At 67.7% G+C, this 19,143-nt stretch carries 20 protein-coding genes and 1 pseudogene; 12 read left to right on the top strand and 9 right to left on the bottom strand.

The window, feature by feature from the left end; translation table 11 throughout:
- Positions 1–3 precede the first annotated feature (3 nt).
- Positions 4–1,533, bottom strand: coding sequence for an amino acid permease (locus ABD243_RS09420; RefSeq protein ID WP_344364698.1), 1,530 nt, complete (start codon positions 1,531–1,533; stop codon positions 4–6).
- 251 nt (positions 1,534–1,784) lie between these two features.
- Between ABD243_RS09420 and ABD243_RS09415 the strand changes: the two genes are divergently transcribed.
- From ABD243_RS09415 to ABD243_RS09405, 3 genes are all read left to right on the top strand, one after another.
- Positions 1,785–2,459 carry a TetR/AcrR family transcriptional regulator gene (locus ABD243_RS09415; protein ID WP_344364696.1) on the top strand — a complete coding sequence of 225 codons (675 nt, stop codon included), beginning with the start codon at positions 1,785–1,787 and terminating at the stop codon, positions 2,457–2,459.
- Between the two features lie 243 nt (positions 2,460–2,702).
- Positions 2,703–3,905 carry a nucleotide disphospho-sugar-binding domain-containing protein gene (locus ABD243_RS09410; protein ID WP_344364694.1) on the top strand — a complete coding sequence of 401 codons (1,203 nt, stop codon included), beginning with the start codon at positions 2,703–2,705 and terminating at the stop codon, positions 3,903–3,905.
- Positions 3,906–4,066: 161 nt separating this feature from the next.
- A complete protein-coding gene (locus tag ABD243_RS09405; protein WP_344364691.1) occupies positions 4,067–4,414 on the top strand; it encodes a DUF6176 family protein in 348 nt (115 codons plus the stop codon).
- A gap of 258 nt (positions 4,415–4,672) precedes the next feature.
- Here the strand turns inward: ABD243_RS09405 and ABD243_RS09400 are convergent, their stop codons facing one another.
- Positions 4,673–5,140, bottom strand: a complete 468-nt coding sequence (locus ABD243_RS09400; protein ID WP_116768145.1) for a hypothetical protein — start codon at positions 5,138–5,140, stop codon at positions 4,673–4,675.
- 419 nt (positions 5,141–5,559) lie between these two features.
- Positions 5,560–5,733: a hypothetical protein gene (locus ABD243_RS09395; protein WP_344364688.1), complete on the bottom strand. Its 174-nt coding sequence runs from the start codon at positions 5,731–5,733 to the stop codon at positions 5,560–5,562.
- A gap of 445 nt (positions 5,734–6,178) precedes the next feature.
- On the opposite strand from ABD243_RS09395, the gene ABD243_RS09390 reads away from it, so the two are divergent.
- Positions 6,179–6,361: a PspC domain-containing protein gene (locus ABD243_RS09390; protein ID WP_344364685.1), complete on the top strand. Its 183-nt coding sequence runs from the start codon at positions 6,179–6,181 to the stop codon at positions 6,359–6,361.
- Positions 6,362–6,451: 90 nt separating this feature from the next.
- Here the strand turns inward: ABD243_RS09390 and ABD243_RS09385 are convergent, their stop codons facing one another.
- Positions 6,452–7,285 carry a sulfurtransferase gene (locus ABD243_RS09385; protein ID WP_344364683.1) on the bottom strand — a complete coding sequence of 278 codons (834 nt, stop codon included), beginning with the start codon at positions 7,283–7,285 and terminating at the stop codon, positions 6,452–6,454.
- Between the two features lie 133 nt (positions 7,286–7,418).
- Between ABD243_RS09385 and ABD243_RS09380 the strand changes: the two genes are divergently transcribed.
- Both ABD243_RS09380 and ABD243_RS09375 read left to right on the top strand, forming a co-directional pair.
- The gene (locus ABD243_RS09380) at positions 7,419–9,221 is read left to right on the top strand and encodes an AfsR/SARP family transcriptional regulator (RefSeq protein WP_344364681.1); all 1,803 of its coding nucleotides are present in this window, start codon (positions 7,419–7,421) and stop codon (positions 9,219–9,221) included.
- Positions 9,222–9,237: 16 nt separating this feature from the next.
- Positions 9,238–9,543 carry a DUF1905 domain-containing protein gene (locus ABD243_RS09375; protein ID WP_344364679.1) on the top strand — a complete coding sequence of 102 codons (306 nt, stop codon included), beginning with the start codon at positions 9,238–9,240 and terminating at the stop codon, positions 9,541–9,543.
- Positions 9,544–9,634: 91 nt separating this feature from the next.
- Here the strand turns inward: ABD243_RS09375 and ABD243_RS09370 are convergent, their stop codons facing one another.
- Positions 9,635–9,838, bottom strand: coding sequence for a cold-shock protein (locus ABD243_RS09370; protein ID WP_011690916.1), 204 nt, complete (start codon positions 9,836–9,838; stop codon positions 9,635–9,637).
- 328 nt (positions 9,839–10,166) lie between these two features.
- Between ABD243_RS09370 and ABD243_RS09365 the strand changes: the two genes are divergently transcribed.
- Together ABD243_RS09365 and ABD243_RS09360 are read left to right on the top strand one after the other, a co-directional pair.
- The gene (locus ABD243_RS09365; RefSeq protein WP_344364675.1) at positions 10,167–10,559 is read left to right on the top strand and encodes a TfoX/Sxy family protein; all 393 of its coding nucleotides are present in this window, start codon (positions 10,167–10,169) and stop codon (positions 10,557–10,559) included.
- A gap of 2 nt (positions 10,560–10,561) precedes the next feature.
- On the top strand, positions 10,562–11,827 hold the full coding sequence (locus tag ABD243_RS09360; protein WP_344364672.1) for a flavin-containing monooxygenase: 1,266 nt from the start codon (positions 10,562–10,564) through the stop codon (positions 11,825–11,827).
- A 13-nt stretch (positions 11,828–11,840) separates the two neighbouring features.
- Here ABD243_RS09360 and ABD243_RS09355 read toward each other — a convergent pair whose 3' ends face one another.
- A complete protein-coding gene (locus tag ABD243_RS09355; protein ID WP_344364669.1) occupies positions 11,841–12,779 on the bottom strand; it encodes a LysR family transcriptional regulator in 939 nt (312 codons plus the stop codon).
- 239 nt (positions 12,780–13,018) lie between these two features.
- On the opposite strand from ABD243_RS09355, the gene ABD243_RS09350 reads away from it, so the two are divergent.
- On the top strand, positions 13,019–14,137 hold the full coding sequence (locus ABD243_RS09350; RefSeq protein ID WP_344364666.1) for a PrpF domain-containing protein: 1,119 nt from the start codon (positions 13,019–13,021) through the stop codon (positions 14,135–14,137).
- Positions 14,138–14,149: 12 nt separating this feature from the next.
- Positions 14,150–15,637 carry an SLC13 family permease gene (locus ABD243_RS09345; RefSeq protein WP_344364664.1) on the top strand — a complete coding sequence of 496 codons (1,488 nt, stop codon included), beginning with the start codon at positions 14,150–14,152 and terminating at the stop codon, positions 15,635–15,637.
- Between the two features lie 125 nt (positions 15,638–15,762).
- Here the strand turns inward: ABD243_RS09345 and ABD243_RS09340 are convergent.
- Positions 15,763–16,259, bottom strand: a pseudogene (locus ABD243_RS09340) (zinc-binding dehydrogenase); the annotation flags it as partial.
- A 99-nt stretch (positions 16,260–16,358) separates the two neighbouring features.
- Here ABD243_RS09340 and ABD243_RS09335 point away from each other — a divergent pair.
- Positions 16,359–16,931, top strand: coding sequence for an HNH endonuclease (locus ABD243_RS09335; protein ID WP_344364662.1), 573 nt, complete (start codon positions 16,359–16,361; stop codon positions 16,929–16,931).
- Between the two features lie 142 nt (positions 16,932–17,073).
- On the opposite strand, the gene ABD243_RS09330 is transcribed toward ABD243_RS09335, so the two are convergent.
- Positions 17,074–17,922 (bottom strand): esterase/lipase family protein, encoded by an 849-nt coding sequence (locus ABD243_RS09330; protein WP_344364659.1) that lies wholly within the window; start codon positions 17,920–17,922, stop codon positions 17,074–17,076.
- Positions 17,923–18,472: 550 nt separating this feature from the next.
- Here ABD243_RS09330 and ABD243_RS09325 point away from each other — a divergent pair.
- Positions 18,473–18,799, top strand: coding sequence for a hypothetical protein (locus tag ABD243_RS09325; protein WP_344364656.1), 327 nt, complete (start codon positions 18,473–18,475; stop codon positions 18,797–18,799).
- A 21-nt stretch (positions 18,800–18,820) separates the two neighbouring features.
- On the opposite strand, the gene ABD243_RS09320 is transcribed toward ABD243_RS09325, so the two are convergent.
- Positions 18,821–19,143 (bottom strand): hypothetical protein (locus ABD243_RS09320; protein ID WP_344364654.1); only part of this gene is annotated, 323 nt, incomplete at its 5' end.

Raw genomic sequence — 19,143 nt, 5'->3', positions numbered from 1 at the left:
CGGTCAGGCGTCGGCGGGGTCTTCGCTGCGGCTCGCGGACCGGGCGCTGGTGCGCCGGATCCCGAGGCCGAGCAGGAGCACGATGCCCACCATGAGCGGGGCGGAATAGAGGAGGATTCCGTTTTCTCCGGAGGGGTCGTACACCTCGGGCCGCGGCCAGGCGAGGTTGACCACCATGACGGCGCCGTAGAGCACCGCGAGGATGTTGACGGGCAGGCCCCAGCGTCCCAGGGAGAACAGCCCTGCCGGCATGGTCTGGCCCACCCGGTCCCAGTCGCCGCGGAGGCGGTTGAGGAGCTGCGGCACGGTGACCAGGAGGTACGCCACGTAGACCATGACGATGCAGACGCTGCAGAGCGTGGTGAAGAGGGCGGCGTTGCCGACGTTGATGGCCAGCACGCCCACGGCCAGTGCGCCGATGGCGATGGAGGGCCACATCGGGGTGCCGCGGGTCGGGTGCACGGAGGAGAGCAGGGCGGAGGCGGGGAGTTTGCCGTCGCGGGCCATGGAGAACACCAGGCGGGACCCGGCGGTCTGGATGGCGAGGGTGCAGACGAAGATGGCCACGGCCACGTCGACCAGGAGCACTTTGCCCCAGAAGGTGCCCAGGACGGCGGTCAGCACGTAGGGCAGGCCCTCGGTGGCGAGCCGGCCGTCGTCGAGGCTGGGCGCGGCCATCAGCGCCGTGATGATCATGAGCGCCCCGCCGATGCCGGAGATGATCAGGGCGGAAAGGATGGTCCGGGGTGCCGTCTGCCGCGGGGACTTGGTCTCCTCGGAGAGCTCACCGGCCGAGTTGAAGCCCACCATGACGTAGGCGGCCATCAGGCCCGAGACCATGAACGCGCCTACCGCGCCGAGGTCGGATCCGGCCAGGACGGTGGTGTCCATCACGACGTCGGGTCCGCGCTGAGCGGCGGTGATGAGCGCCAGGATCACGGCGGCGACGCCGACGATTTCGCATGTCACGCCCACCGAGTTCACGTGGGACATCAGTTTGACGCCCAGGGAGTTGATCACCGTGGTGACCACCAGCAGGATGGCCCCGAGGACGACGGCGTTCGCGGCGCCGGTGGTGGTGTTCAGGGCCGGGTCGCCTCCCACCAGCTGGAATCCATCCCAGAGCTGGGGCAGCACCACCTGCATGGCGATGGCCGCGGCGGCGGCGGTGACCACCTGTGCCAGGGCCATGAACCAGCCGGCGAACCACCCCACCGTTTCACCGCCGACGCGGCGGGCCCACTGGTAGACCGCCCCGGAGAGCGGGTAGCGTGCTGCGAGCTCCGCGAAATTCAGGGCCACCAGCAGCTGGCCGATCAGCACAACCGGCCAGGTCCAGAAGAAGGCCGGGCCGGCAAAGGAGTAGCCGAACGCGAAGAGCTGGAAGATGGTGGTCAGGATGGACACGAAGGAAAAGCCTGCCGCGAAAGAGGCATATCGGCCCAGCTTGCGGTGCAGGGACGGCTCGTAGCCAAGCGACGTGAGGTCTGCGTCATCCGTCTGCGCGGATGAGGGAAGAACTGTGGATGTCATCGGAATCTCCGGGGCTGGAACGGCGTTGGGGTTGATGCGTTCCGGCAAATGCAGCACTGGGCCCAACGCTGCGGAATACCGGTCACTTGATAGTTTTCCAGCCGGACATCCCGAACTCGTTTCGCCCGTGTAAAAGGTGGATTGACGGAATATTTCCGCGGTGTTTCCCGAATCTCACCGGGTTTTGGGCCGCACCGCGGGCCCCGCAGGGGTGCAAGAGCAGGGCTCCGCAGGGGTGCAAGAATGATGCCGTGACAACAACCGGCCCGGGGCGCCCCCGCAAGCAACAGCCTTCACGTCCCGGCGCCACGGCCCGTGACGAAATCCTTGACGCCGCCGCCGAACTCTTCACCACGCAGGGGTATGCCAACACTTCAACCCGCTCCATCGCGGAGGCCGTGGGGATCCGCCAGTCGTCGCTCTACCACCACTTCAGCCACAAGGACGACATCCTTGAGGTCCTCCTGGCGGGCACGGTAGCCGGTGGTCTCGCCTTCGCCCGCACAGTCTGCGCCCTGGGTGACGGGGACCGTAGTCCCGTGGCGGCTGCGGCGCGACTGCACGCCGTCGCGCTCTATGACGGGACCCAGTTGTGCACTGCGCGCTGGAACCTCGGGGTGCTCTACAACCTGCCGGAGGCGCGCAGCCAGCGGTTCCACAGCTTCATGGCCGACAGGACGGAGCTCCGGGGCCTGTACCAGCGGCTGGGGGCGGAACTCCCCGCGACCGGGTGGGCCGGCACCAGCCAGAACGGGGACCTGGCCTTCCGGCTCGTGGAGTCGCTTGTTAGCCTCCGGGCCGACGGGCTGAACACACCGGAGTCACCACTGCAGGCGGCCGACGCCGGCATAGTCCTTTGCGGCCTGGCGGACAGCCTTGCTGCGATCCGGGCCCGGAGTGCGGAGCTCGTGACCAGCATGGGTTGATGGTCGGCGGACCCCATTCTGCTCACCTGAGGGCGCCACAGGACTGGTTCCCGGCACGTCACCTGTCCCGGCCGCGCCCGAACGGCTAGCATTCAGCAGTACCGGTGCCCTGAGAACCCGGTATTGCTGTCTTCCCGCAGGACACGGCGGAGCGCTGCAGGAACCCGGGCAACAGAGCTGTCTGGAATCAGGACCGCAGGACCCTAAAGAAACCCCAGCGGGTTGAGGCTTAAGGAGGAAGAGTTGTCGAACTTCCTCTTCGCCACGCTCGACGCCGGCGGCAACCTCCCGCCCGCCCTGGGCATCGGTCGCGAGCTGTTGCGGCAGGGACACCGGGTCCGCTTCCTCGGGCACGCCCGTCAGGCGACGGCGGTGGAGGCCACCGGCGCGGAATTCATTCCCTACCGGCAGGCGGCCCCGCTGGATCTCGCCGTGCCGGCCCCCGCGCACCGGCAGTTCTCGGCCATGCTGTCCGCATTCAGCGACGCCGGCATCGGCCGGGACCTTGTGGCGGAGGCGCGACGGGAGCCGACCGACGTCGTCGTCATCGATTGCCTGCTCCTGGGCGCGATCGATGCCGCCGCCAAAGCCGGGCTGCGGCATGTGGTGTTGGTCCACAGCTTCTTCGCGTTCTTTGACGGCCCGTTCCGGCATGGCCCCATGGGCGCCGCACTCTCGCTCAAGGGGCTGCCTCCGCGCCGCGTGATGCGGCATGCGGAACGGGTACTGGTCTGCGCGGACCCGCTCCTGGATCCGGCAGGCTCCTGGGACAGGGTCTCTTGGGAGAGCCACCCGGACAAGGTGGTGTGGTCCGGGGCCGTAGTAGACGACGTCCTCGTGGCCGGTGCCGGGACGACGTCTGCCGAGCAACTGGTTCCCGCACGGCCCCCGTCCGCGGCGCCGTCGTCAGGGGTCTTGACTGCCGGACCGCCTCCCGAACCTCCGCGCGTCCTGGTGAGTCTGAGCAGCACGGCGTTTCCCGGGCAGCAAGAGGCGTTGCAGAAGGCCCTGGACGCGGCGGCCGGGCTGCCGGTGGAACTTGTCGTGACAACCGGCCCCGCGGTGGATCCGGGACGCCTGTCCGTGCCGATGAACGCCTCGGCGCACCGCTACGTCGACCACAACGAGATCATGCCGGGCTGCAGTGCGGTCATTTGCCATGGCGGCCACGCCACGTCCATGCGCGCGCTGGCCCACGGCCTGCCGGTGATGGTCCTGCCGATGCACCCCATGATGGACCAGCACATGGTGGGCAAGGCCATCAGCACGGCGGGCGCCGGCGTGCTACTGAACCGCACGTCGTCGCCGGAACAGATCGGCGCCGCCCTCGCGGCCCTGTTGGCGTCCGAGAGTCACCGCAAGGCAGCGGCGTACATCGGCGACCGCCTCCGCAGGGCCGCCGGGGCCAGGGCCGGTGCACAGATCCTCGCCGACCTGGCTGGCTGAGCGCGGGGCGTGAGCCTGCCGCTCCAAGCGGCTGAGCCTGCCGGCACAAGCGGTGGAGCTTCCCGCGGCCTCTGTCCCGCCGTCGGCCGCAAGACTAAGATTCCAGCTGCACCGATGGGATTGCCACCGTGCTGAAACCGTTGCGTGGAAGGACATTCGTCATGGAATGCATAACGTGGTTCGCACCGATCCTGCCCGGGAAACTGGAGGCGTGGAAAGCACTGGACGCCGAGATGAGCGGGGCCCGGGCCGAAGAACACAAACGCTCGCGCGAGCGCATGGGCATGACCCGCGAGGTTGCCAGCCTCATGCAGACCCCACAAGGGGACTTCGTCTGCCTCTTCCACGAGGCCGAGGATCTGGGCAAGGCGTTCCAGGCCCTCTCGACGTCGGACGATCCCTACGACGTGTGGTTCCGCGAGCAGCTTGTGGAGCTCCACGGCCTGACCCCGGAGATGCTGCAGGGCCCTCCCCCGGCCGAGCTGACGTTCAACTACAAGGCGGACTGAGCGGCAAGCCTCCAAACTAGCCAAACCCGCCGGGACTCCTTCGGGACTTGACTAGCAGGGACTTGGAGCTCTTCCTCGCAGTTCCCTCATCTGATCCTCAATCGCCCGAATGCCCCTAATTCTCCGCCGCCCGACGGAATTGGGTAGCAACGACAACTCCTGGCCTACTCGACGGCTCGAACCCGACGTTGTTCGGCTGTAGTGAGCGGCGCAAGGAGCCGCGACAAAAGCCCGTAGAGGAGCCGGGCGAAGAAAGCCTCACCCCGCCGGCAGTCCCTCCACGAACGCCACCTGCGTCGAGTATTGCTGGTAGAGCTTGACGGCTTCGTCGATCTCAATGTGGCCGAAGTTCAACGCGACCTGCAGTCCCTCCAACTGGGCGCTGCAGGTCTCGGCCGCGCTCACGCGGTCTGCCAGCGAACGTGACGTGGCAAAATTTGTGGCCAGCGCCGCGGCAACGGAAAAGATCACCGCGAACAGGCACAGCACGCGCCACACAAGAGAGTCGTCGCTCAGGTTGAAGATTGCCGCCACCGATTCGGTGAACCCCGTGCCTCCGAAGGCGGGGCCGGCCGTGAGCGCCGCGGCTAGTGCGCTGCCGACGATGCTGATATTGGCCAGCCGGGTGCGCCGGGGTCTTTCCTTGCTGAGATAGGAACGGAGGGCCTGCTGCTTCTCGTCGATGCGGGAGGACAGCCTTTGCCGCGTATCGGATGTTTCGTCCATGATCTGGTACCAGCTTCCCTCGCCGATCGTGTCCGCACGCCCGGAAAGTGAGACCCGTCTTCCGGTGGCCCGCCTGCTTCCTCGGAATCCCCCAGCCAAGGCGGAAGCTCCCCGCCCCGTTGCCGCTCTCCTCCCGAAACGCGCACACGTTTAGGATGCTCCCGCGTCACTGCGGGTGTCTATACACATCGTCCAGCTGTACTGCGGGAAGTACTGCGGAAGGTCCGCCCTGCACTCGGGTTTCCGCATCGCGCCCGAAATACCGCGGCGAAAACGGACAGCCGCGGCGTGGATCAACGTCGCAACTGTCCGGAAACGGTGCGGAAACTAGGTTGCGACGACGGCGAACGACCCCCGCCTCCAGCGTTGGAGACGGGGGCCGTGTCTGCGGTTCGTGGCGTGCGGCTGCTGGGATTCGGTCAGCGCAGGGACCGCAGCGACGCATACGTTTCGCTGGGCAGGTTACCCGCCATCCAAGGGCGTGTGGACGGCTCGAGCGGGGTGTGGCCCCGGCCGTCGCGGACGACCGCGACGATGGTGGCGACGGCTGCGTAGACCATGAGTACTACGAGCAGGATGGCGGCAAATTCCATGGAAAAACACCTCGGGCGATTGATGAATCCGGTTGTTGGGGCGAGTGATGAAACTGGTTGCTGGGGCCGGATTCCGGGGTAATCGGTGCGGTGAGGGCTGCAGTTGTGGTCGGGTTTCCGGACCCCATATTTCCGGTCCCTTTGGGGGACATGTCCAGTTTCCGAGGTCACCGTGTGAGCCAGCGTGTGAGCGGTTTCGCGCCCGTTTTGGCTCCGGGTTGGGTCCGTTCATCACCGACGTCGAGCCTGGCCCAGCAGCTCGGCCAAGGCCATCCGGCAGACCGACGGCGCAACTCACGTCCGCAGTCCCGCGCCGGCGCCGTTTGGCCCCAGGCGGGCCCTTCCCTGTTCGGCCTTGTGCCGCCGGCGAAGGGCACACTTGCGTTGTGCGGCGCTTCGGACCGGGGCTGTTCCGCTGGCGTAGCCGCACTGCTACCTTGACTGGATGGAACGAACTCTGATGAGGCCAAGGAACCGCAAGATCCTCGCGGGAGTCTGCGCAGCTATTGCTCAGCGCTTCGGCATCTCCGTGACACTGGTCCGCCTCGGCTTCGTATTCTTCGGCTTCTTCGGCGTCGGCGAAGTGGTCTATATCGCGTTGTGGGTCCTCATCCCCAAGGCCAAATAACGGCCACATGTCCGAACAGTCCGCCGCGGACACCAGCATGACGGCAGGCGGCCGGCAGCGTTGCCGGCCTCCCGCCGTCGAATGGATGCTTCATCGCGCTGCGGTGCGTTCCGGGTCTGCGGCGTATTCGGACCAGCCGCCGGCGTAGAGCCGGCCTTGGCCGAGGCCTGCGTGTTCAAGGGTCAGCAGGTTGTGGCATGCCGTGATGCCTGATCCGCAGTAGGAGACGATGGCGGACCCGTCTCGGATCCCGGCGCGGGCGAACGCCTCGCGCACTTCCGGGATGGGGCGCAGGCGCCCGTGCTGGTCGAGGTTCTCCCGGCAGGGCACATTCACGGCCCCTGGGATATGCCCTGCCTGAGGATCAGTGGGTAGCTGAAGGCTGCCGTCGAAGCGATCCGCGTTGCGCGCGTCGACGATCGCCCCGTGCCACCTGTCGAGGTCCTCGGCCTGCACCAGGCGTTCCGCGGGCCAGTTGGCAGCGGTGAATGTCGCTGGGAAAGGACGTGTCGGATTCTTCTCGAGCGGGTCCGGCCATGCGGCGATTCCGCCGTCGAGCAGGGCCGCGCGCTTTCCGAGTGCTCGCAGCATCCACACGAGCCGTGCCGCGATGACTCCGCCGGCGTCGTCGTAGGCGACGACCGTCGAGTCGTCGCCGATGCCAATCGAGGACATTCCTTGCGCGAACACTGCGGGATCCGGCAGCGGATTGAGTCCGCGCGGCCCGGTGTCGCCGGACAGCCAAGCGTCGAGGTCGACGAACACCGCGCCCGGGATGTGGCCGCCGTCGTACTGCGTCCGCCCGGACGAACCGTCGAGATACCAGCGCACGTCGACCACGACTACACTGTCGAGGTTCGCCCGAAGCCACATCGCGTCAACGAATACGGGCGGGAAGCCACGGGTTGCCTGAGTCGATTCCATGGCCCATGGTAATCATGGCGTCCACGATTCAAGACACTTAGTCTCGCATTTCGAACACTTGCGATGCGCGCTCGTCTCAGCACACCTTTTCCGCCAGCCGCCGCCGCCAGTCCCCCGGCGTAGCATGACTCATATGGCCGACACATGGATTCGGCTCCTCGGTCCGCCCAGGATCGAGTCCGGTGGCACCCCACTCCGACAGCCCCGGGGCCGCAAGGCCTGGGCTGTGCTGGCCTACCTCGCGCTGCAACCGGACGGCACCGGCCGGGCCCGGACGGCGGCCCTCCTGTTCCCCGACGCCGAGGATCCCCTCGGCGCCCTGCGCTGGAACCTCTCCGAGCTGCGGCGGACCCTCGGCGCGGAATCGGTCGGCGGCGACCCGCTGAGGCTCGTGCTGCCGGCCGGGTGGCACTGCGACGTGCTGACGGCCCTGCACCCCGCAGGTGACGCCGACCCGCGCGCCTTCGACGGCCAGCTCCTGGAGGGTCTGGCCTTCGCGGACTGCCCGGTGTTCGAGTCGTGGCTGGAGGACCAGCGGCACCGGATCGAGAACTGCGTGCTGGCGCTGCTCTACGAGGCGTCGCTCGCCGCGCTGTCGGCGGGAAGGGCGGACGACGCCGTCGACCTCGCCACCCGCGCACTGCGTCTGGACCCCTTCAACGCCGACTGCCACGCCGCGCTGATCAAGGCCCTGCTCTCCCTGGGCGAGTACCGGCGGGCGCGGGAGCAGGCCGACAAGTGTCGGGACCTCTACCGCCGGGAGCTCGGGCTCGGCCTGCCCGCGGAGGTGCGCCGGGCGCTCGTCGACGCGGATCCCGTGGCCGAGCCCGGACTGCCGGCCAGTGCGGCCACGGTACGGTCCTACCTCGACGCCGCCGGGGCGTCGCTCTCGGCGGGCTCGGTGGACCGCGGGCTGGAGCAGCTGCGGCTCGCCGTCGGGCTAGCCCAGCGCACCGATGATCATCATCTGCTCGCCGAATCCCTGGTCACGCTGTCCGGGGCCATGATCCATCAGGCCGGCGGCCGCGGTGCCGAGGTGGCCGATCTCCTGCACCGCGCGCTCTCGGCGGAAGGGCCCGACGGCGTCTCCCGGACTGCGGCGACCGCCTTCCGCGAGCTCGGCTACTTGTCGGTCCAGCGCGGCGTTCCGGACCGCGCGGCTGGCTGGCTGGACCGGGCGATGCGCGCGGCTGAGGGTCTTCCGGACGAGCAGGCAAGGATCCTGGCGATCCAAGGCATGCTGGCCTCGGACACCGCACACTATGGGGACGCCGTGGCGGCCTTCACCGAATCCGGAAGATTAGCCCGGGAGGTCGGGAACCGCCGGCAGCAGGCGTTCAGCGACGCCCTGCTGGGTCGCGTGCATCTGCTGCGCGGAGACCTGGAGCAGGCGGCCGCCTGTTTGGACCGGGCCCGGAACTGGGTCGCCGGGGAACACTGGACGGCGTTCGAGCCGTTTGTCGCCGGAGTCCGGGGCGAAACCTACCTTGCCGCGGGCCGGCTGGACGCGGCGGCGGACCTGATTGACCGGTCCTGGGTCATGGCGGAGCTGGCCGGCGACCACTGCTATATGGCCCTGGCGGCAGGCGCCGAAGCGCGGCTGTTCCTGGCGCACGGCGACCTCGCCGCCGCCGAACACTGGATCAACCGGGGCCTGGAACCCACGCCGTGGTACCTCTGGTATTCGGCCCGGCTGCTCGATGTTGCGGCGGAAGTCGCCATCGCCACCGGATCGCCGCGTGCGTCCGAGTTCGTGGAGCGCCTGGCCGCACTGGCCAGCCGGAGCGGCATGCGCGAGTTCGTGGTCCGGGCGCAGTCCCACCGTGCGGCCCTCGGCGACGAGGCCGCAGCTCAGACCGTGCCGTGGCTAGCCAAGGAGATCGACAACCCCGCGCTGACCGCGTTCCTGGACCGGCGCCACGGCGTCTCGCTGTGACCGGGTTGGATGACTCGTGACGGCGTCGTACGCGTTCCGTGGCGAGCTATGGCACTATCCCGAGGAAGCCGGGTGGCATTTCATTACGATGCCGCCGGACCTGGCCGAGGAGCTCCGGGACGACGCCGCCCCGTTCCGCAAGGCCTTCGGTTCGGTCAAGGTGACCGTTTCGATCGCCGGGCAGCGGTGGTCCACTTCGGTTTTCCCGGACAGCAAGAGCGGCTCGTACTTCCTGCCGGTCAAGAAGAGCGTCAGGACGGCGGCGGGGATCCGCGCCGGAGACGAGGTCGACGTCGTACTTCAACTGGAGCTGGGCAGCTGACCCGACACAGCACAGGTGGGTTAAACAAAAGCAGGGCCCGTCCGAAGACGGGCCCTGCTAGAAACCTAACGGTTCCGGGTATCTAAGGAAATTAGATAGCCTGGATGTTGGTGGCCTGCGGACCCTTGGGGCCCTGCTCGGTTTCGAAGGAGACCTTCTGGTTCTCTTCGAGGGAGCGGAAGCCGGAGGAGTTGATCGCAGAGTAGTGTGCGAAAACGTCCTGTGAGGAGTCATCGGGGGAAATGAAGCCGAAGCCCTTTTCAGCGTTAAACCATTTGACGGTACCAGTAGCCATTATTTTTGTCCTTCGTGAAGGTGGAGGAACTGTCCCGACTTTCGGGTCCTCCTGTTTGGGGTGCTCAAAACCGCTGCTTCAGAAGAACAAGGTCTTGCAACCTTGCGTACTGCCTGAACTACGAACTGCATAAACACAACAACAAGATCAACTGTACAGGAGATTCCGGACGGCATTTACCACCACCCCATCTTCTCAACATCTGCGCGGCCACCGTCCGCGGCGGCGGCCCCGACCACCTGCGGGCAGACAGCCTGTACCGTTCCCGGTCGCGGGCATATCCTGCAGGAAGACCAGTCCGTGACCATCAGTTACCGGAGGAAGACCCATGGAAATGCCGAAAGCGTCCGACGCCGACAAGGAACACTTCCGCTCGGTGCTCCCGGATCGTCCCGAGGTGGTCATCAAGCCGATGTTCGGGAACCTCGGGGCGTTTGTGAACGGCAACATGTTCGCCGGCCTGTTCGGACCCACCATTGGCGTGAAGCTGGGCGAGAACGACAAGGAAATGCTCGAAAGTACCGAGCGGACTGTCCCGTTCGGACCGGCCGAGCGTCCGATGGGCGGCTACACCGGGCTGCCGGAGGTCTGGAACACCGAGGGCGACGGCGATGAGGCGCGGGCCAAGGCCTGGGTGGAGAAGGCATTCGAGCACGTGGCCGAACTACCCCCGAAGGCTTCGAAATCCCCCAAACCCAAGGCAAACGCCTCGAAGAAGTAACCATGCACTCCCCCGGCGCGGGACCCGTCCAGGAGGCCGACACCCTGGTAATCGGTGCGGGGCAGGCCGGCCTGGCGACCAGCTACTGGCTGAGCCGGTACGGCGTCGACCATCATCTGCTGGAGGAACGGCCGGAACTGGGCGGCGGCTGGCAGGACCGCTGGGACTCGTTCTACCTGAACACCCCGAACTTTTCCTTCCTGCTGCCGGAGCTGAGCTACGACGGGCCCGAACCGGACGCCTTCCTCCCCCGGGACGAGGTGATCGGGCTGTTCCGCGACTACGCCGCGCGGATCAAGGCGCCGGTCCGGCTCGGCACGGAGGCGACCCGGGTCGGCGTCGTTGACGGCCGCTTCATGGTGGAGACCAATCGGGGCCGCTGGCTCGCCCGGAACGTGGTCCTCGCGAACGGCGCCTTCCAGCGTCCGCGGATTCCGGCGTCGGCCGCCACGCTCCCCCGGCACATCCGCCAGCTGCACAGCCACGACTACCGCAACCCGCAGCAGCTTCCCGCCGGCGCCGTGCTGGTGGTGGGCACCGGGCAGTCCGGCGGGCAGATCACCGAGGACCTGCTCGACGCCGGCCGGGAGGTCCACCTGGCTGTCTCAACCTGCCCCGAGGCACCCCGCCGGTACCGCGGCCAGGACATCTTCTACTGGATCCTGCAGGTCAACCTCCACGGCCCCGAGTTCGGCATCAACGGCCTCCAGACGGAGCAGCTGCCCTCACCGGCCGCGCGTTTTATGTGCAACCCGCTGATCTCCGGCAACGGCGGCGGCCACGGCATCCACCTGAGGGATCTCGGCCGCCGGGGCGTCCGGCTGCACGGCCGGTTTGCGGGGGCCGACGACGGCGTCCCGGTCTTCAGCGACGACCTCCCGGCACGCCTTGCGCTGGTGGAGGCGGGGTTCGGTGCGCGGCTGGGGCGGATGGCCGACGCCTACATCGCCGCGGCCGGCATCGACGCGCCGCCGGCGGAGCCCGCGCCGGAGGACGACTGGCTCCCGGCGGACTCGGGGGCGCGGCTCGATCTGGCGGCCGAGGGCGTCACCTCGGTCATCTGGTGCACCGGCTACGGCCTGGACTTCGGTTTCCTCGACGTGCCGGTGCTGGACGAGTGGAACTACCCGCGGCACCGCCGCGGCGTCACCGAGATCCCGGGGCTTTACGCCGTGGGCCTGCCCTGGCTCACGAAGCACCTGTCGGCCACGCTGTCGGTGGTGGGCAACGACGCGGAGTTCGTGGCCGGGCACATCGCGGGGCGGTGACGGGGCGCCGTCGTTACAGGTAGTCCCCGGCGCGTTCGCGGGCGATTTCCAGCAGGGTGGAATGGAAGGCGACCTCTGCCGGGGCGTAGACCTTGTCCTGGCGTTGGGCCAGGAGCACGCGCCGCAGGGGTGCGGCGGAGCCGAGGCTGACCACCCGGACGTCCGGGTGTTGCAGGGCCACGGCGGTCTTCGGCACCATGGCCACACCCATGCCGACGCTCACCATCGCCTGCGCTTCCTGGTAGTCGTTGGCCAGGAAGCCGATGGTCGGTTCGAAGCCGGCTTCATGGGCGGAGCGCTGCAGCACTTCGACGACGGGGTGCGCCTCGGCCCGCACGATCCACGATTCCTTGCGGAGCTCCTCCATCCGGATCTGCTCGCGGTCGGCCAGCGGATGGCTGCGGGAGACCAGCAGGACCGTGCTTTCCTGGAAGACCTCCGTGATCCGAATGGAATCGTCCTGAAAGCGGTTCCAGGGGTAGTCCCAGAGCAGGCACAGCCCGGTCACGCCGGACTGCAGGTCGCTCACCAGATCATCGAAGCGGGCGCTGCGAAGGGACAGGCCAATCGCCGGGTACCGCTTCTTGAAGGCCCGGATGACCACCGGCAGGAACGAGCCGGCGAGCGTCGGAAACGTGCCAACAGTCAGGGAGCCCCGCTTGAGGCCGGCGATCTGGTCCAGGTCGGACTGGGCGGCGCGCATCTGCCCGATGACCTTGCGCGCGTGCCCGGCGAGGACCTGCCCGGCCTCGGTGGGCACCACTCCGCGGGAACGGCGGTTGAGGAGCGGCTGCCCGACCTCCTGCTCGAGTTTCCGCAGCTGCTGCGAGACGGCGGAGGGCGTGTACATCATCAGCTCGGCCGCGGCGGTGATCGATCCCTGCTCCACCACCTCCACCAACAGGGCAAGGCGCCGGATGTCGAACAATTCCTGGTCAGCATCGTTAAGCAACGCTTTGCCCTCCTGTTGGATCCGATAATTCTATACATTCACGCTGCCGTTCGCGGGGTAGAGCGACCAATTCCCGGCCACGGCACCCCTGCAAACAGGATCGCGTGAGCTTCAGTGACAATGAATGAAGCATCGCTACACTCCCGTACAGAAATCCAACCTTGTCTTCATTTGTGATCTGGATCAATCTCGAATCAAGCCCTTGAACACCTGGGCAGAACCGAAGCAAGGAACAGACCATGAAGATCGAAGCGGAGTGGATGCGCGGAGGCACCAGCAAATGCTGGGTCTTCGAAACCGGCCAGCTGGATGAGACCGGGACCAGCCCGGACGTGCTGCTGCCCCGGCTGTTCGGCAGCCCCGACCACCGGCAGATCGACGGCGTCGGCGGCGCTACCTCCACCACCAGCAAGGCGATGATCCTGCACCGCCCCGCGGACGCCGGCGTCGACGTCGAATTTACCTTCGCCCAGGTGGGCATCGAGGAGGCCGCCGTGGACTGGGGCAGCAACTGCGGCAACTGCTCCGCGGTGGTGGGCCTGTACGCGATCGAAAAGGGCTGGGTGGTCCCCGACGGCGACGTCACCCGGATCGTCACCCGGAACACCAACACCGGCCAGATCATTATCCAGCGGGTCTCGACGCCGGCCGGCGCCCTGCCGATCGTCCCGCAGGCCCAGATGCCCGGCGTCCCGTTCCCGGGCTACCGGGTGGGGCTCGGCTTCCTGGACCCGGCCGGCAAGACCACCGGCACGCTGCTGCCCACCGGAGCGGCGACCGACACCATCACCGCCGGCGGCACCCGCTGGACCGTGTCCATGGTCGACGCCGGAGCGCCGGTCGTGATGCTGCGTGCCGAGGACCTGGGCCTGGACCCGGAGCGCCACGCCAGCTGGACCGCCGGTCTGGAACTGCAGCTGGACACCCTGGAGCACATCCGGCGCCAGGCAGCGGTGCGGATGGGGCTCGCGGCGACGCCCGCCGAGGCTGCCCGCGCCGTCCCCAAGGTCGCCGTCGTGGCCGCGCCGGCGCCGTCCGACGGCGAGTCCGACGTCGCCGTCGTCATGCTCTCGATGGGCAAGCCGCACCCGGCCCTGGCCATCACCGGAAGCATCGCGCTGACCCTCGCGGCCCGCACGCCGGGCACGCTGCTCGGCGAGATCACCGGCGGCACCGCCGGCCCCACCCTGCGGCTGCGCACCCCGGCCGGGGTCATTGAAACCTGGAGTGAGGAACGGGACGGGCAACTGCTGGTCGGCGTCGACCGCACTGCCCGCACCATCGCCACCACCACCATCCACCTTCCCGAGGCCCTCGGCACCGCCGTCGACGCCTCCCTTGCCAGCGCTACTCGATGAGGAGAAAGCATCATGACTAACACCGCGGAAAAGACTGCAGATCAAACCACAGAAGAGACGGCCGTACAGACGGCCGTACAGACCACCCCCGGCGACACCCGGGTCGGGCCCTCCGGGCTCCCCGACCGCCGCCGCCGTATCCTGCTGGTGACGGTAGCCGCGATCGCTGTCCTGGGGCTGTTGGCCCTCTTGTTCGGAGGTGTCCTCTTCAACCCCGCGGGCGCCTCTGAATCGGAGCCGACCATGACCGCCACCCAGATCATCCCGCTTGTCATCCTCGTGGTGATGTTCGTCGTCGCCACCAAATGGCCGCTGAACATCGGCGTCATGGGGCTGGTGGCATCCTTCGGCGTCGGCTATTTCATGCTGGGCATGAGCGACAAGGAAATCCTGGAGGACTTCCCGGCCAGCATCGTCCTGACGATCATCGGCGTGACCTACTTCTTCAGCATGGCCCAGCGGAACGGGTCGATCGACATCATTGTCCAGACCTGCGTGCGGCTGGTGCGGGGCAAGACCATGCTGCTCCCCTGGGTGTTCTTCCTGCTGGCGGCGGCGCTGACGTCGCTGGGCACTTTCTCCCCTGCAGCAGTGGCGCTGCTGGCGCCTGCGGCCCTGGGGCTGGCCTACGAGTCGCGCATCCACCCGGTGGTGATGGGCGCCTTCGCGATCAACGGAGCCCACGCCGGCGGCTTCTCCCCGCTGTCCGTGGCCGGCGTGTTGGTGCACGACATCGCGCTGAAGAACGGCTTCCCCATCTCGCAGGGCGGGCTTTTCCTGGCCAGCTTCGCGCTGAACTTCATCCTCTCCGCCCTGACCATCGTGGTGTTCGCCCTGCTGGGCAAGCTGCGTGACAAGCACGGCAACGAGTACACCGGCCTGGACACGGCCCGCACCGGCCGTCCCGCCGGCCAGCAGATTTTCACCCTGTTCCTGATCGCCGCGATCCTGGTGTGCACCCTGGGCTTCCACCTGCCGATCGGCTTCGTGGCCCTCTCCGCCGGCCTGCTGCTGGCGTTCGTCAACATCAAGGAACACAAAACGTTTATCGGGGGCGTGTCCTGGTCCACCGTGCTGCTGGTGGCCGGCATGATCACCTACGTCTCCCTGCTCCAGCACGTGGGCGTCATCGACACCCTCGCCGAGATGGCGCTGGCCCTGGGCGCGCCGCTGCTGATCGCCCTTGTGCTCTGCTACGTGATCGGCGTCGGCTCCGCCTTCGCGTCCTCGACGGCGCTGCTCACCGCGTTCATCCCGATGGCCGGGCCGCTGCTGGCCACCAGCTCGCTCAGCGCCTCCGGCACCGTTGCGGCCCTCGCCATCGCGGCCACCGTCGTGGATGTCTCGCCCTTCTCCACCGACGGCGCCCTGGTGGTGGCCAACGCCCGCGACAACGACCGCCAGCGCGTCTACCGCCAGCTGATGATGTACGCCGGAGGCGTGGTGCTGGTGGCTCCCGCGCTGGCCTGGGTGCTGCTGGTGCCGACCGGGATCATGTAGGCGCTCTCCTGTTACGGGCCAAGGCAGGCCGGCCTCCACAGCCGCCTGCCCTTTTGGCTTGTCAGGACCTTGGAGTGCCGGGCCACATCGCAGCCCAGTGACGGCGCGTCTTCGCGCTCCAGCCGCTACGGGTGCACCAGCACCTTTACCGCAGTGTCCTTGTGGTTGATCAGGGTGTCGAAGCCCTGCTCGACGAGGTCGTCCAGCGCGATCCTGCCGGTAATGAACGGCTTGAGGTCCACCTTGCCCTCCTGCACCATCTTGATGACCGCGGGGTGGTCCCGGACGTAGGCGATGGTGCCGCGCAGGTCGATCTCCTTGAGCACCAGCTTCTGCATGTCCACGGTGGCGGGCGCGCCCCAGATGGACACGTTGACCACCACTCCCCCGGGCCGGACGGCGTCGAGCATGGTGTCCAGCACCGCGTTCACGCCGGCGCATTCGAACGCGACGTCGGCGCCGGTGCCGCCGGTGAGTTCCAGCACGGGGCCTGGACATCCTCCCGGCCCGAGTCCAGCACGTGGTCCGCCACCCCGCTGGAGGCGGCCTTTTCCTTCCGCGCCTGGGTCAGCTCGCTGACGATCGTGGTGACGCCCATGCCTTTGAGGACGGCCGCGTCCATTTATGGCGTCGACATGTCGCCGATTCTCGGAGCGGTACGATCTGTCCAACGGGGGCGCAACAGCGCTTCCGGCTGGAGCACATTCGGGGGAATGAACCGATGGCGGAACTGAAGCGCATCTACTGGAGCCGGCAGGCCCTGCGTCTGGCTTACTCGGCTGCGATCGTCTGGTTGGCCGTCTCGGTGGTCCTGGCGCTGAGGCCGAAGGGCAAAGTCGACGCAGCGAGCACATCAACCGTCAGCGGGGTCCTTCGCGACTTTGTTGACAGCGTTCTGACTGCGGCTGCCCTCCCTGGGCTGCTGATCGTTGTTCTGTTCATTGCCGCGGCGGTCGTCCACGGCCGGGACGTTCGACGCCGGGACCCGGTCCGGCGTTTCAGTCGCCAGCAGCGCCGGGAGGGCATGGTGCGGGCCGGCGGCCAGTGCGAGATGGAAGCCGGACTCGGGCGCCGGTGCTCGCGGCCCGCTGAGCATGGTGACCATTTCTTCCCGTGGTCCAAGGGCGGATCAACCAACCTACAGAACTTCGTCGCCGCCTGTGCCACATGCAACCGGACGAAAGGCGCGAGAATCCCCTCCCCCGGCCAGCAGGCACGGATGGAACGACGACGGCGGGAGTACGTCGCGCCCGAGAGTTCCGTCAGCGTCGGCGATCGGCAACCGCTAGATTGAACGGCCCGTCGAGTTCGGCTAGTCCTTTGAAAACGTCGGACGCCTCCCGGACCTTACAGTGCCCGGCCCCAGCAACGGGGCTCCCTTTGCCGGCGTCGCTGGCCAGGCGGGCGTTACTCCCCCGGCCGGCCGCGACTCACTCCTAGAGGCAGCTGGGCTGGTAGGCCGGATCAGCGGGACCGGACACCCTGCCCAGCGAGTGGGCCACGAGCTGGTGCACCACGGGGTCATTCGGCGTCTGGTCATGTTCGATCGGGTCGACCGGGCACTTGTCCTGGATGGTGATGTTGGTGACCTGCCGCGCCGGCCCGTTGAGGAACTGGCTGTTGTAGGGCACCACCACTTCGTCGTGGACCGTGGCGATGACGGTGTAGGAGGGCCCGGCTACCGTGTCGCCGATGGAGTTGAGCTTCTGCATAAAGGGCGACCCCGCCTGCTGGTCGGCGCAGGCGGCACAGCCCAGGCCGGTGTAGTTGGGGTCCGACACAGCGCCCGGCTGCGGGACGATCACACCTTCGGTGCCGTGGTTGGAGGGTGCGATCCCGATGAGGTGGTGGACGCTCTTGGCGCCGCCGAGGAAGCCCATGTAGTAGCGGGGCATCATGCCGCCCTGGCTGTGGCCGACGAGGTCCACCTTCTTGGCGCCGGTGGCGGCACGCACTTTATCGACAAACGGGGCGAGCTGCTGCGCCGAATCGGCGACCGGTGCGGTGGCGTACACGCCGTTGGTCTCGCCGTAGTTGAGGGCGAAGACGCAATACCCGGCGCTCTTGAGGTAGGGCGAGAGCGTGGACCAGTTCTTGTCCATGCTCTCGAAGGTTCCCGGCACCAGGATGACCGGATACGGGTGCTCGGCGCTTGGCTTGCAGGACCAGTCATTGGCGCCCGGCGGGGAAATCTCAACAGCTCCCGCATGGGCGGGGGCCACGGCCAGCGAGCCGGCCAGGACGGCAGCGGCGGCGGTGGACAGGACTTTGGCGAGCAGCGACATTGGAAACCTCTTTGTTCGTTTGTCAGCGGGCTGCGGGGCCGGCAGTAACCGTTGTACTGCGGGTCGGCCAGGGTTGCCCGGTTACTCAACAGTAGGCAGCCCGCAGCCCGGTCCGGCCATGATTTTGCACGGATGTGCACAAAAACCGGCTTCGCAGGCGAATCTTGCCCGCCCTGGGATGAGGCCCCATCGACATGCCAAGCCACTGTTCAGTACGTTCTTTTCGCCCGAGCCGCCGTGGGAAACCGACCAACCGCGTCTGCACAAACGTTCATTCCAGGGGCCGTTTGCTGCGCCGGGCACGTCGCGCGCCAGCTGCGCACCGTACGAGCACGGCTACCTCTACCGTGCCGGGCCGCGGGCTCATCCTGCAGGAAAGACCCACAGTTGCCAGAGGAAGACCCCTGGAAAAGTGGAAAGCGTCCGACGCCGACGAAGGCCAGTTCCGGTCGGCGTTCCCGGATCACGCGGAGGAGCACGGGGCCGGGCTGCCAGCGAAGGCTCCGACATCCCAGAGGGCTCCGAAGGCGAACGCCTGAAGGGAATAGCCATGCAATCCCGGCGCGGCATCCGCCTGCACGGCCATTTGGAAGCAGTCGACGACGGCGACCTCGTCTTCAGCGATGACCTTCCGGAACGCCTGGCCCTGGTGGAGGCGGCGTTCTACCAGCGGATGAAGCCGATGTTCGACAGCTATATTGCCGCCACCGGCATGTCGGCTCCGGAGCCGGAGCCGCCGCGCAAGGACGACTGGCTTCCTTCGGAGCCGGCGCGGCTGAACCTCGAAGCCGCCAACGTCACGTCGGTGGGCCGCGATGCCGAATACATTGCCCAGCACATCGCGGAGAACAAGGCACACCACATCGCCGCCCGGTGAAGGCGGAGTTCCAGGGGGTGGCTACCCCGGGCAAGGCCCGTCGAAGTCCACCGGCGCGGCGAGGCCGGCCGAGCTGAACCATTCCCTGGCCCATGCCTGGACCGAGGGCACAGCGAGTTGCTCGGCAACACGCTCCGGCGGCCCGTCGAACACGGACTTGCCCTCCTCCAGGAGGTCCCCGGCGCCACTGCCGGCGAGGAGCCCGAAGAGCGCAGGCTGGTCGAGGAACGGAAGCTTCCCGCCGTCGCCGTCGGTCAGCACGCCCCAGCGCGAGGTGAACAGCGAAAACGCCTCCGGACGTTCCCCGTGGTCCGCCACGAGCGGGCAGGCTTCGCCGTCGAGCC

Source organism: Arthrobacter humicola, from assembly GCF_039531445.1.
Taxonomy (GTDB): Bacteria; Actinomycetota; Actinomycetes; order Actinomycetales; family Micrococcaceae; genus Arthrobacter; species Arthrobacter humicola.
The sequence above is the reverse complement of the archived record's forward strand: the minus strand, read 5'-3'. Positions and strand labels throughout refer to the sequence as shown.